At 64.7% G+C, this 12,637-nt stretch carries 11 protein-coding genes; all 11 read left to right on the top strand.

Going from position 1 to position 12,637, the window contains the following annotated elements; all coding sequences use genetic code 11:
* Window positions 1-239 precede the first annotated feature (239 nt).
* The 11 genes from JAB4_RS13840 (at window position 240) to JAB4_RS13790 (ending at window position 12,574) form a co-directional block, all read left to right on the top strand.
* The gene (locus tag JAB4_RS13840; RefSeq protein WP_070221566.1) at window positions 240-3,452 is read left to right on the top strand and encodes a tetratricopeptide repeat protein; all 3,213 of its coding nucleotides are present in this window, start codon (window positions 240-242) and stop codon (window positions 3,450-3,452) included.
* Complete coding sequence (locus JAB4_RS13835) at window positions 3,449-4,564, top strand: DegT/DnrJ/EryC1/StrS family aminotransferase (RefSeq protein WP_070221567.1); 1,116 nt, start codon at window positions 3,449-3,451, stop codon at window positions 4,562-4,564. The genes JAB4_RS13840 and JAB4_RS13835 overlap by 4 nt, the downstream gene beginning before the upstream one ends.
* 43 nt (window positions 4,565-4,607) lie before the next feature.
* On the top strand, window positions 4,608-5,624 hold the full coding sequence (locus tag JAB4_RS13830; protein ID WP_070221568.1) for a ketoacyl-ACP synthase III: 1,017 nt from the start codon (window positions 4,608-4,610) through the stop codon (window positions 5,622-5,624).
* Between the two features lie 44 nt (window positions 5,625-5,668).
* Window positions 5,669-5,887, top strand: coding sequence for a phosphopantetheine-binding protein (locus JAB4_RS13825; RefSeq protein WP_070221569.1), 219 nt, complete (start codon window positions 5,669-5,671; stop codon window positions 5,885-5,887).
* Window positions 5,888-5,889: 2 nt separating this feature from the next.
* Window positions 5,890-6,945 carry a ketoacyl-ACP synthase III gene (locus JAB4_RS13820; protein ID WP_070300386.1) on the top strand — a complete coding sequence of 352 codons (1,056 nt, stop codon included), beginning with the start codon at window positions 5,890-5,892 and terminating at the stop codon, window positions 6,943-6,945.
* 3 nt (window positions 6,946-6,948) lie between these two features.
* Window positions 6,949-7,707 (top strand): SDR family oxidoreductase, encoded by a 759-nt coding sequence (locus JAB4_RS13815; RefSeq protein WP_070220051.1) that lies wholly within the window; start codon window positions 6,949-6,951, stop codon window positions 7,705-7,707.
* Window positions 7,708-7,715: 8 nt separating this feature from the next.
* Window positions 7,716-8,348: a NeuD/PglB/VioB family sugar acetyltransferase gene (locus tag JAB4_RS13810; RefSeq protein WP_070220049.1), complete on the top strand. Its 633-nt coding sequence runs from the start codon at window positions 7,716-7,718 to the stop codon at window positions 8,346-8,348.
* Window positions 8,345-9,364, top strand: a complete 1,020-nt coding sequence (locus JAB4_RS13805; protein ID WP_070220047.1) for a Rieske 2Fe-2S domain-containing protein — start codon at window positions 8,345-8,347, stop codon at window positions 9,362-9,364. The genes JAB4_RS13810 and JAB4_RS13805 overlap by 4 nt, the downstream gene beginning before the upstream one ends.
* A 165-nt stretch (window positions 9,365-9,529) precedes the next feature.
* On the top strand, window positions 9,530-10,381 hold the full coding sequence (locus JAB4_RS13800; protein WP_070220045.1) for a flagellin: 852 nt from the start codon (window positions 9,530-9,532) through the stop codon (window positions 10,379-10,381).
* A 191-nt stretch (window positions 10,382-10,572) separates the two neighbouring features.
* Window positions 10,573-11,427 (top strand): flagellin, encoded by an 855-nt coding sequence (locus JAB4_RS13795; protein ID WP_070220043.1) that lies wholly within the window; start codon window positions 10,573-10,575, stop codon window positions 11,425-11,427.
* A gap of 40 nt (window positions 11,428-11,467) precedes the next feature.
* On the top strand, window positions 11,468-12,574 hold the full coding sequence (locus JAB4_RS13790) for a hypothetical protein (protein WP_070220040.1): 1,107 nt from the start codon (window positions 11,468-11,470) through the stop codon (window positions 12,572-12,574).
* Window positions 12,575-12,637: the final 63 nt, after the last annotated feature.

Raw genomic sequence — 12,637 nt, 5'->3', positions numbered from 1 at the left:
TTTTTTTATCTGGCGATGTCACTGCAGCGTCAGACAGCACAGCCCAGGCAAGATTCCGGCATCCCCCACTTGCCGATGCCGGAATCTTTTACTTTTATTGCAATCTTTCTTGCCGCTGTGGCCTGCCAGGAACACCAAAATTTGTTCAATGATGCACTAGGGCAAAATTCCTTGGGGAAATTTTCTATTCGCCACTCCCAGCAGTTACAATTGCCGCTGGTACACTTTTCTTCCCTCTCATGAACGCTGACGCCACCCTGGAAACGCAACTCGACACCCAACTGGCGCTGGCGCTGAAAGCGCATCAGGCGGGCCACCTGGAAGAGGCGGAAGACCTGTATGTCGCCATCCTGCAAGCCCAGCCCTACCATGCCATCGCCAACCACAATATGGGTTTGCTGGCCGGCCAGGTAGGCCAGTTCCGGGCAGGACTGCCGTATCTGCGCAAGGCGCTGTCGGTCAATCCCGATGAAGGCCAGTTCTGGCTATCGCTTGCCGACGGCTTGCTCAAGGCGGGCGAACGGGACGAAGCGCTCGACATCATCGATACGGCCATCGGCCGCGGCCTCGATAACGACCAGGCGCAAACCTTGCGCGCACGTATCGCCACGGCGATTGCTGCCGCGCCCACGGCCGACGAATGCCAGCACGTGGTGGCGCTGTACCAGGCGGCACGGTATGTGGAAATGGAAACGGCCACCCGGGCGCTGATTGCGCGCTACCCCACCTCCGATTTTGCCTGGAGCGTACTCGGCACCGTCCTGCAGGCGCAGGGCAAGGATGCCCTCGACGCGCTGCAAACCACTGTCCAGCTCACCCCGTATGACGCCGAAGCCCATTGCAATCTGGCCAATGCGTGGCAGGCACGCGGGGAACATGCGCAAGCGGTCCAGTCCTACCAGCAGGCGTTGCAGTTCAATCCGGCATTCGCCGAAGCGCACAGCAACCTGGGCGGCGCCCTGCTGGCGCTCGGCGCCCTGGCGGAAGCGGAAGACGCCTATCTGCAGGCCATTGCCCTGCGGCCCGACTATGGCATGGCGCACTTTAACCTGGGCAATACGCGCAAGGCGCGTGGCGACCTCGACGGTGCCGTCGGCGCCTACAATGCCGCCCTGGCAAGCATGCCCGGCGACGCCGAAGTGCTCTGCAACCTGGGCAATGCCCTGCAGGCGCTGGAGCGCAATGAGGAAGCGGCCGACAGCTATCGCCGCGCGCTGGCGCTCGAGCCCCGGCTGGTGATGGCGCACAGCAACCTCGGCGCCGCGCTACAGAATCTGGAGCAGTACGCGCAGTCGGAAGCGAGCTATCGCACGGCCTTGTCGCTGGCGCCGCGCCATGCGGACCTGTGGAATGGCCTGGGCAACAGCCTGCAGTCGCAGCAGCGGCTCGACGACGCCGCCGATGCCTATCGTCAGGCGCTGGCAGTGCAGCCCGACTATTCCCAGGCCCACTCCAACCTGGGCGGCGTGCTGGTGAGTCTGGGCGAATTCGATGCGGCGATCGCCAGCTATCGCCGCGCCCTGGAGCTCCAGCCGGACAGCGCCGACGCGCACACCCAGCTGGGCCTGGGCCTGCAATCGGTCGGCGAACTCGACGAAGCGCTGGCCCTGCACCAGCGTGCGGTACAGCTGGCGCCAGACAAGCTGCAGGCGCACACCTGCCTCGGACATTGCCTCAAGCAAATGCGCCGCTTTGAGGAAGCGCAAGTCGCTTACCGGCAAGCGCTCGCCCTGGCGCCCGATGTCGCCAACCTGCACAATGACCTGGCCATCGCCGTGCAGGACGCCGGCGATTATCCCCAGGCGATCCGCATCTACCAGCACGCGCTGGAACTGGACCCGCGCTCATCGCTGATCCATTGCAACCTGAGCGTGGCGTTCGAGGATAGCGGCCAGTCGGAACAGGCGCTCGAGTATCTGCAGCGCGCACGCGACATCGCGCCCGACTCCAGCCGCGTTCACTTTACGATGGGCAATTGCCTGCGCTCGCTGAAGCGCTACGACGAAGCGCTGGCCAGCTATGCGCGCTCGCTGGAAATCCAGGACGACTTCATCGGTTCCCACTTGAATACCTGCGCGACCTACAGCGAGATGGGCCGCACCGACGACGCCGTCCAGGCATGCCGCACGGCTCTGGCCAGGTATCCGCAGTACGATGAGGTCTACAGCAACATGCTGTTCGGCCTGTCGCACATGCATGCCGACGACCCTGCCGCCATGGTGGCCGAGCATTTCGGCTTCGGCGAGCGCTACGAAACGCCGCTGCGCGCCGCGTGGCAGCCGCACGCGAACGAGCGCGACCCGCAGCGCCAGTTGAAGATCGGCCTGGTCTCGGGCGACTTCTGCAACCATGCCGTGGCACATTTCATTACGCCCCTGCTCGAGGAACTGGTGGCGATGCCGCAGTTTTCGCTGTATGCGTACTATAACAATAGCCGCGTCGACAATGTCACCATGCGTATCGCGCAACTGCTGCCCAACTGGCTGCCGGTGACCCACCTGAGCCAGGAAAAGCTGGCCGAGCGCATCCGCGCCGACGGCATCGACATCCTGATCGACCTGTCCGGGCATACGGCCAAGAATTGCCTGCTGGCCTTTGCCCGCAAGCCGGCGCCCATACAGATGAGCTGGATCGGCTATCCGCTGACCACGGGCCTGCAGGCCATGGATTACTACCTGAGCGACCGTCATTTCTCGCCGCCGGAGACATTCGCCAGCCATTTCACGGAAAAACTGATCTTCCTGCCGACCATCGCCCCATTCCTGCCATCCGAAAATGCGGACGGCATCCTGCCGGCGCCCGTGCTGAAGAACAAATACCTGACTTTCGGCAGCTTCAACCGCCCTAACAAGCTCAACCGCCAAACCATCGCGCGCTGGGCCAGGGTCTTGCGCGCCATCCCGGACGCCAGGATGCTGCTGGCCGCCATGCCGGCGCCCGGTCCCCACCCCGGGCTGACGGCGTGGTTCGCCGAAGAAGGCATCAGCGCCGACCGGCTAATTTTTGAACCGCGCGCCAACATGGCCAGCTTCCTGGCCATGCATCACCGCGTCGACATGTGCCTCGATACGGCGCCATACGGTGGCGGCACCACCACCTTCCACGGCTTGTGGATGGGCGTGCCCACCCTCACCGTTGCCGGACCGACCGTACCGAGCCGCGCCGGCACCTCGATTCTGCGCCACGTGCAGCTGGAGGAATTCATCGCCCGCGATGACGAGGAATTTGTCAGCAAGGCCCTGTACATGGCGGCCAACCCCATGCTGCTGGGCGCCTACCGCTTCAGCACCCGGCACCGCCTGGCGCAAACGGCGCTGGGCCAGCCGAAGTTGATTGCGGAAGGCCTGGCCAACAGCCTGCGCCTGGCCTGGCAGCGCTGGTGCGAAGACTTGCCGCCAGTCAGCTTCGACGCGCCGCTCGACAGTCAGTTGCCCGGGGAGATAGCGGCATGAGCGACGCCAAACCCATCTACGTCACCCAGCCGCTGCTGCCGGACCTGCAGGATTTCCTGCCCTACCTGGAAAGCATCTGGGAAAACAAGATCCTCACCAATGGCGGCCCCTTCCACCAGCAGCTGGAAAAAGCGCTGTGCGACTACCTGGGCGTGCGGCATATCTGCCTGTTTACCAATGGAACGCTGGCATTGATGACGGCCTTGCAAGCCTTGCGCGTGAAGGGCGAAGTCATCACGACGCCGTATTCCTTCGTTGCCACGGCCCATTCGCTGCTGTGGAATGACATCAAGCCCGTCTTCGCCGACATCGATGCGCGCACGCTGAACCTCGATCCGGCGCGCATCGAGGCAGCCATCACGGCGCAGACCACGGCCATCATGCCCGTGCACTGCTACGGCCAGCCCTGCGATGTCGACGCCATCCAGAAGATTGCCGACAATTACGATCTGAAGGTCATCTATGACGCCGCGCATGCATTCGGCGTGCGCCACGGGGGCACCAGCGTCCTCAATTACGGCGACCTGTCCGTGATCAGCTTTCATGCGACGAAGATCTTCAACACCTTCGAAGGCGGCGCCATCGTCTGCCCAGACGCCAAGACCAAGCAGCGCATCGACCATCTGAAAAATTTCGGCTTTGTCGACGAAGTCACCGTCGTCGCCGCCGGCATCAATGGCAAGATGAGCGAAATCAATGCCGCCTTCGGCCTGCTGCAGCTGAAGGGCATCGACCAGGCGCGGCAACAGCGGCGCAACATCGACGCCCACTACCGCGAGCGTCTGGCCGGCGTCGCGGGCATCACCTGCCTGGAAGCGGCCGACGCCGAAGCGGCCAATCACGCCTATTTTCCCATCCTCGTCGGGCCCGGGTATCCGCTGGCGCGCGACGCGCTGTTCCAGCGGCTGCGCGATCACGAAATCTACGCGCGGCGCTATTTCTACCCGCTCATCAGCGATTTCCCCATGTACCGCGGCATGCCGTCCGCCGCGCATGCCAATCTGCCGGTCGCGCGCCAGGCCGCATCCCAGGTGATCTGCCTGCCGATCTACCCGGCCCTCGAGCTGTCGAGCGTGGACGCGATCACCGCCCTGATCGCCGGGGCGGCCTGAGCGCCCCGCCCTTCCCTATTGACCCAGACCGAACGGCCACCGCATGCCCCACTACGCCCACCTTACCGCGATCGCCTACCACCTGCCGCAGGCGATCCTGACGAATGCCGCGCTGGAACAGGAGTTCATCGACTGGCCGGCGCAAAAAATCCTCGACAAGACGGGCATTGCGCAACGGCATATCGCCGCGGAACATGAAACGGCCAGCGACCTGGCCTTCCATGCCGCGGAAAAGCTGTTCGCCACGCATGACGTCGCGCGTGGCGACATCGATTTCCTGATCCTGTGCACGCAGGCGCCCGACTACCTGCTGCCCAGCAGCGCCTGCGTGCTGCAGCAGCGGCTTGGCTTGCCGACCTCCTGCGGCGCGCTCGACATCAACCTCGGCTGTTCCGGCTACGTCTACGCGCTGGCCATGGCCAAGGGCCTGATCGAGAGCGGCATCCGCAAGAAAGTGCTGCTGCTGACGGCAGACACCTATTCCAAGTACATCAACGCGCGCGACCGCAGCGTACGCACGCTGTTCGGCGACGGCGCCGCCGCCAGCGTGATCGCCGGCGGCGCGCCCGAACTGGCGCTGGGGCCTTTCGTCCTGGGCACCGACGGCAGCGGCGCGAACAACCTGATCGTGCCGGCCGGCGGCATGCGCACGGCCCGCAGCGCGGCCACCGCCATGCCCGTCGAAGACGCGTCCGGCAACTGGCGCAGCCAGGACGACCTGTTCATGGATGGCGCGCAGATCGTCCAGTTCACCTTGGGCGCCGTGCCGCGTACAATGCAGGAGCTGCTGGACACGGCCGGCAAGACCCTCGATGACATCGATCATGTGATCTTCCATCAGGCAAACAAATTCATGCTTGACGCCTTGCGCCGCAAAATACGCATTCCGGAAGACAAATTTGTGATTGAAATCGATACTGTCGGCAATACCGTCTCCTCGACCATTCCCATCGCCATTGCCCGCGCGCGCGCCTCGGGACGCATCATGCCGGGCGACACGGCCCTGCTGCTGGGCTTTGGCGTCGGCTATTCCTGGGCCGGCACGCTGGCGCGCCTGTAGGCGCCCGCGCATCTGCGTACTGAACTTCTTTGAAAGGAAACACAATGCAAGAATTTTTCAACGGCATGGCCGACATCCTGGAAATCGACGCCGACAAAGTCGTGCCGTCCCTGAAACTGGGCGATTACGCCTGGGATTCGCTGGCCATCATTTCCACCATCGCCCTGGCCGATGAGCTGTTCGATCAGATGCTCGAAGGCCAGGCCCTGGCCAATTGCGAGACCCTGGCCGACGTGCTGGCATTGATCGCCGTCAAGGTCTGACCATGTCCAGCCAGCGCCTGGAATCGGGACTGCCCTTCAGCACCGCCCATCTGGCCATGCGCGGCGTGGTGTGCGCGCTGCCGCGCACGCAAGTCCACAATGCCGACCTGGCCGAGCGCTTCGGCGCCGAGGCGGTGGCCGACGTGAGCAAGATGATCGGCGTGCAGTCGCGCCGCCGCGCCGCCGATGGCCAGACGACGGCCGACCTGTGCCAGGCGGCGGCACAAACCCTGCTCGACGATCTGGGCTGGGAGCGCGACAGCATCGACGCCCTGATCTTCATCTCGCAAACCCCCGATTACGTGCTGCCGGCTACCGCCTGCGCCCTGCATGGACGGCTGGGCCTGCACAAGGCTTGCGCCGCCTTCGACATCAATCTCGGCTGCTCGGCCTACGCGTACGGCCTGTGGCTGGCGGCGAAGATGCTCGACGGCCAGGCCATGTGCCGCATCCTGCTGCTGGTGGGCGACACCATCAGCAAGACCGTCGATGAAACCGACCGCGCCACCGCGCTGCTGTTTGGCGACGCCGGCACGGCCACGGCGCTGGAATTCGATGCGGCGGCGGCGCCCGCCCATTTCATCGTCGGCAGCGACGGCGGCGGCGAACGGCACCTGATGATGGCTGCCAGCGCCTGCCGCCCCTACGCCGGCGACGATGCGCGCCTGGCGCAGCGCGATCCCGCCAAGCTGTACATGGACGGCGGCGAGATCTTCAATTTCACGCTGAAGAGCATTCCGCCGCTGGTGGCGGACCTGCTGCGCCTGGCAAACCGCACGAGCGACGAAATCGATGCCTTCCTGTTTCACCAGGCAAATACCTTCATGCTCAAGCACATTATCAAAAAAGCCAAATTGCCAGCCGGGCGCGCACCGATCAACATGGACCGCTATGGCAACACCTCCAGCGCCTCCATCCCCCTGCTGATCGCCGACAGCCTGGGAGCGGCGGCACAGGGCCAGACCATCGCCATGTTCGGCTTTGGCGTCGGCTATTCCTGGTCGGCGGCCGTGCTGGGCCTGCAATCGCTGACCGTCAACCGCCTTATCGAAGTCTGAACCATGATCTTTCAACCCGACATGCTGGCCGGCCAGCGCATCCTCGTCACCGGCGCCTCGTCCGGCATCGGCCGCGACACGGCCCTGCTGCTGGCACGCTGCGGCGCGCAACTGCTGATCAGCGGACGCGACCGGGCTCGCCTGGAGCAAACCCTGCAGGCCCTCGACGGCAGCGGCCACCGGGCCGAAGTGCTCGAACTCGACGGCGGCGACCACATCGTCGACTTCCTCAGACAAGCCACGCTTGACGCGCCCCTGAGCGGCATCTTTCATGCGGCCGGCATCGAGTTATTGCGCCCGGTCAAATTGTCCAAGGCGCAACAGTTTGACGACGTCTTCGCCTCCAGCGTCAAGACGGCGCTGGCGCTGGCGCGCGGCGCCGCCCTGCGCGGCGTGCTCAGCGATGGCGCCGCCCTGCTCTTCATGTCATCCGTGGCGGGCCAGAGCGGCCAGTCCGGCATGAGCGTGTATTCGGCTGCCAAGGCCGCCATTGACGGCCTGGTGCGCGCCCTGGCCGTGGAACTGGCGCCGCGCGGCATGCGCGTCAACAGCATTGCCGCCGGCGCCGTCGAAACGGAAATGCACGCGCGCCTGAGCCGTGGCTTGCCTGACGAGGCCATGCGCGCCTACGCGGAGCGCCATCCGCTCGGTTTCGGCCGCAGCAGCGACATCGCGCAGACGGCGGCCTTTTTGCTGTCGCCGGCGGCGCGCTGGGTCAGCGGCGCCACCTGGGCCGTCGACGGCGGCTACCTGGCCCGTTAGGAGTATTCATGCAAACCATCCTCATCGTCGGCGCCGGACGCTTCGCCCGAGAATTACTGTGCTGGCTGGAAGACAGCCTCGACCCGGCCACGGCCCGCATCGGCGGCTTGCTCGACGACACGCTGCCGCCCGCGCCCATGCTCGACGCCGACTACCCGTACCCCGTGCTGGGCAGCATCAGCGACTACCGGCCGGCGGCCGGCGAGGCGCTGCTGCTGGCCATCGGCGCACCGAAAGCCCGGCTGGAAGTGGCGCTGGCGCTGGCCGCGCGCGGCGCCCGTTTCCATACGCTGATCCATCCCAGCGCCGTGGTCGCGCGCACGGCCCGCATCGGCCAGGGCGCCGTCGTCTGCCCGTTCGCCCTCGTCTCGGCGGGCAGCGAACTGGGCGACTATGTCACCATCAACAGCTACGCCAGCGTCGGCCATGACGCGGTGCTGGAACGGGGCTGCACGCTCAGCTCGCACGTCGACATCACGGGCGGCGTGCATCTGGGCCAGGCCGTCATGGTCGGCTCGGGCGCATCCATCCTGCCACGCGTGAGCGTCGGCGCCGGCGCCACGGTCGGCGCCGGCGCCGTCGTCATGCGCCGCGTGGCCGCCGGCGCCACCGTTTACACGCCACCGGCAAAGACATTATGAGCACCATCTCCGAGACGCGCCAGCTGCGCGACCAGTTCTGGCACTTGCTGTGCCACCGCAGCGAATTGCCGGCCAGCGGCGACTATCTGAAACTCGACTGGCTGGGCGAGGAAGTGGTCGTCTACAACGACCAGGGCGAGCTGATCGCCTTCGACAATCTGTGTCCGCACCGCGGCACGCGCTTCTTCACCGAAAAACGCGGCAATGCGCCGCTGGCCTGCCCCTACCATGGATGGGCCTACCGGGCCGGCGCCATGCACATCCCCTGCCGCGAACGCTACGCGCCGGCCGAGCTGGACAATGCCCGCCTGCAGGTGCTGCAGCTGGACTGGTGCGCCGATTTCCTGTTCGCCTCGCCACAGCCGCGCATGCCACTCGAAGCGCAGCTGGGCGAGACCCAGGCCACCTTGGAGAACATTTCCTTCAACGTCGCCGGCCTGGGCGATTTCAACGCCTATGTCTATGAGTGCGACTGGCGCATCGCGCTGGAAAATGCGCTCGAGCCGCTGCACGTGCCGTTCGTGCACCCGGAATCGCTGGCGCAACTGCAACTGGACGACGGCGAAAACCGTTTCACGGACTGGACGTCGACATGGGAAGCGGGCCTGGGCAACGCCGGCATGGCCAGGAAACTGCGCTCCGTCAAACGCCTGTTCCAGCTCGACAGCCAGTTCGAGGGCTACCAGAGCCTGTACCTGTTCCCGTTTACCATGCTCTCGTCGACGTTTTCATATTCGTATTCGCTGCAGCATTTCTTTCCGTCAACGCAAGCGCAGCGCACGCATTTCTCCAGCCGCCTGCTCATGGCCGCAACCAAGCCCGCCGCCAGCGCCACGCTGCAGGGCTTTTTCGACTCGAGCGCGCAGATGAATCGCCAGGTATTCGAGGAAGACCATGCCATCTGCAAGCGCATAGCCGTGCAGGCGGCCGACAGCGCGCGCTTCAAGATCCTTTCCAGCGACGAGGCAAAGATCGCGCATTTCCGGGCCTGCCTCGCGGCGGCAAGCCAGTCTTAGGGGGCTGGCGGCGGCCTCGCCGGCCGATGTGAAACTTTTTTTAAAAAGAATTTTAAAAAATTTCCACAAAGCATTTAATAAGCTTATGCGGATGGTCGTCTTGTACTTGGGAGAGCACAAAGAACCGTTGCTCCGGACTGAACCCACCAAACCAGGAGTTACACCATGCTGAGCCTTCACACTAACAACGCTGCACTGTCCGCACAAAATTCGATCACCCGCACCCAAAACCAACTGTCGACCTCGATGACGCGCCTGAGCACCGGCTTCCGCATCAACTCGGCAATGGATGACGCAGCAGGCTTGCAAATCGCAACCCGCCTGAAAGCACAAACCAGCGGCATGACCGTTGCAATGTCGAACACCCAGAACAGCACCTCGATGCTGCAAACGGCTGAAGGCGCGTTTGACGAAGTCACCAACATGCTGATCCGCATGAAGGATCTGGCAACCCAGGCAGCCGATGCTTCGTCGGGCGCCAAAGACAAGACCGCCATGCAGTCGGAATTCGATGCACTGGGCCTGGAACTGTCGAACGTGATGAAAAACACCACCTTCGGCGGCAACAAGCTGCTGGTAGGCGGCACGCTGGCCTCGTCGATGACGTTCCAGATCGGCGCAAGCCAAACCGAAACGATGGCATTTGACGTTTCGGCCAAAATGACCAGCCTGACGGCATCGCTGGGTTCGGCTACCGCCAACTACGCTTCGGCTGCGACCGGCACCGAGCTGACCAGCTCCGCCAATGCCACCATCGCCCTGCTGGAAACGGCAATCGGCGACGTCGGCACCGTTCGCTCGGCACTGGGTGCTGCTGCAAACCGTCTGGACCACGTCAACACCAACTTGTCCAACATCGCCACCAACACCAAAGCCGCTACCGGCCGCATCATGGACGTCGACTTCGCTACCGAAAGCTCGAACATGACGTCGTCGCAAATGCTGCTGCAAGCTGGCACCGCAATGTTGAAACAAAGCAACAGCATGTCCTCGATGGTCATGTCCCTGCTGCAATAATATGTCCCTGCCTGGCCGTTCGCGGCCAGTCGCTGAAAACCAGGCCTTGGCCTGGTTTTTTTTCGTCCCCGGTATCTCGCCTTTGCACGCAAGAGTAACTATTTGCTGGCAATCTTTAACGATGCGGCACGCATGGTCGCCTGTTTGATGGGCAAGCCCGCCCAACAGCCGTCATCCACAGGAATCGCCGAGTGCTCAGTCTCCATACGAATATCGCAGCACTGGCCGCACAAAATGCCGCCGCACGCGCGCAATCGCTGCTGTCGACCTCGATGACGCGGCTCTCCACCGGCTTTCGCATCAATTCGGCCATGGATGACGCCGCCGGCCTGCAAATCGCGACCCGGCTGCGGGCACAGGCGAGCGGCATGGCCGTCGCCATGCGCAACACGCAAAACAGCACCTCGATGCTGCAGACGGCCGAAGGCGCGTTCGACGAAGTGAACACCATGCTGATCCGCATGAAAGACCTGGCCACCCAGGCCGCCGATGCATCGTCGGGCGCCAAGGACAAGGTCGCCATGCAGGCCGAATACGACGCCCTGGGCCTGGAACTGGCCAACGTCATGAAAAACACCAGCTATGGCGGCAACAAACTGCTGGCCGGCGGCACGCTGGCGTCGTCGATGACCTTCCAGATCGGCGCCAGCCAGAGCGAAACGATGGTGTTCGACATCTCGGGCAAGATGGCCGGCGTGCTGGCCTCGCTCGGCGCGGCCAGCGCCAACTTCGGCGCGCCCGCCACCGGCAACGAATTGACGGGCAGCGCGAATGCCAGCATCGCCCTGCTGGAAGCGGCCATCGACGATGTGGGCGGCGTGCGCTCGGCCCTGGGCGCCGCCGGCAACCGCCTGGACCACGTGCACACCAACCTGTCGAACATGGTCACCAACACCAAGGCTGCCATCGGCCGCATCATGGATGTCGACTACGCGGCCGAAAGCGCGAACATGACGTCGGCGCAAATGTTGCTGCAAGCGAGCACGGCAATGCTCAAGCAAAGCCAGAGCATGCACAAAATGATACTCTCCCTGTTGCAGCCATGACGGCAGGCTTTTTGATGGAACCAGATCTGGACATAGTGGCATGGCGATAGACCGCATTTCATCGGGCAATCCGGTGCCCCTGATTACCCAGCGCTTCGACGTCAGCCCCGCGACGCCGATGGTGCCGGGCGTGGTGCAGCCGCTGGTGCCGATCGGCCCCTACATGGCGCCCGCGCCCGACGCCGGCACCCTGCCCGCCCAGCTGCAGCAGCAGGGCCAGGACAGCCTGGCGTCCCTCATCAAGCCCAATGCCGACGGCACGGGCGGCGCCTTGCCGCGCGACAGCAGCGCCATGCAGGTCAATCAGCTGTTCTTCACGCGCCAGCTCGTCTGGCAGCCGCCCGACGCGGCGCAGCTGGCCGCCTCGTGGCGCGTGATGGTCAGGACCTATGGCGAACAATATGCGGCCCTGCAGGAACAGGCGCGCGGCCAGCACGTGCCGGGCAACCTCTTCATGGCCGAGCAGCAACCGGCCCTGCTGCGCGAAGGCGCCCGTCCGCCCCTGACGGTCGACAGCGAAGCGTGGCGCTTTGCCGTGTATGGCTGGGGCGGCCAGCGCCTGCTGCTGCGCGTGCTGGCCAGCGACGTAGACGACGAGGCAACGCCGAGGCGGCGCGGCAAGGTGGCGCTGCGCGTCGAGCTGATCATCATCGGCATCGGCCGGGTCGTGATCCAGATGGAGCCGTCCGGCGACGGCGTGCTGCTGGAACTGGCCGCCGACGAGGAAGCCGCGCTGCGCCATCTGCGCCTGGCCCTGCCCGAGATCGCCGACGCCGTGCGGCGCGCGGGCCTGCGCCTGGTGCGCTGCCGCCTGAACCGCCAGCTGCATGCACAGCGCATGCACGGCAATTACCCGATGCAGGCGGGCGCCGCCTCGCTGTCGCTGCCCCTGTTCCGCGCCATGGCCGAAGTGGCCCTGCTGCTGACGCAGCCGGAAGCGGAAGCGGCGGCCGATCCCGATGCGCCCGCGGCTGCCGCGGCCGAAGCCGAAGCCGAAGAGGAGGCCATCTTTGTCTCGAAGGAAGTGGCGGCGCCGCTCGGCTACGACTATGGCGACGCGGAAGACGCGGCGCAGGGCGGCACCGTGCTGCTGCTGGCCGACGGCCAGGAGCACGACCTGCTGCCGCCCATCGACGAGCAGGATTGATGCACAGAATTGCTACAGCAGGATTGATGCAGCAGGAATGATGCAGCATAAAAAAACGGCGCC

Source organism: Janthinobacterium sp. HH102 (genome assembly GCF_001758625.2).
Lineage (GTDB): Bacteria > Pseudomonadota > Gammaproteobacteria > Burkholderiales > Burkholderiaceae_D > Janthinobacterium.
Note: the sequence above shows the minus strand (reverse complement) of the source record. Positions and strands in the feature narration are given on the sequence as shown.

Excerpts from the sequence above, each read along its gene's own strand:
- JAB4_RS13840 (WP_070221566.1), top strand. The coding sequence starts at position 240 with ATGAACGCTGACGCCACCCTGGAAACGCAACTCGACACCCAACTGGCG.
- JAB4_RS13835 (WP_070221567.1), top strand. The coding sequence starts at position 3,449 with ATGAGCGACGCCAAACCCATCTACGTCACCCAGCCGCTGCTGCCGGAC.
- JAB4_RS13830 (WP_070221568.1), top strand. The coding sequence starts at position 4,608 with ATGCCCCACTACGCCCACCTTACCGCGATCGCCTACCACCTGCCGCAG.
- JAB4_RS13825 (WP_070221569.1), top strand. The coding sequence starts at position 5,669 with ATGCAAGAATTTTTCAACGGCATGGCCGACATCCTGGAAATCGACGCC.
- JAB4_RS13820 (WP_070300386.1), top strand. The coding sequence starts at position 5,890 with ATGTCCAGCCAGCGCCTGGAATCGGGACTGCCCTTCAGCACCGCCCAT.
- JAB4_RS13815 (WP_070220051.1), top strand. The coding sequence starts at position 6,949 with ATGATCTTTCAACCCGACATGCTGGCCGGCCAGCGCATCCTCGTCACC.
- JAB4_RS13810 (WP_070220049.1), top strand. The coding sequence starts at position 7,716 with ATGCAAACCATCCTCATCGTCGGCGCCGGACGCTTCGCCCGAGAATTA.
- JAB4_RS13805 (WP_070220047.1), top strand. The coding sequence starts at position 8,345 with ATGAGCACCATCTCCGAGACGCGCCAGCTGCGCGACCAGTTCTGGCAC.
- JAB4_RS13800 (WP_070220045.1), top strand. The coding sequence starts at position 9,530 with ATGCTGAGCCTTCACACTAACAACGCTGCACTGTCCGCACAAAATTCG.
- JAB4_RS13790 (WP_070220040.1), top strand. The coding sequence starts at position 11,468 with ATGGCGATAGACCGCATTTCATCGGGCAATCCGGTGCCCCTGATTACC.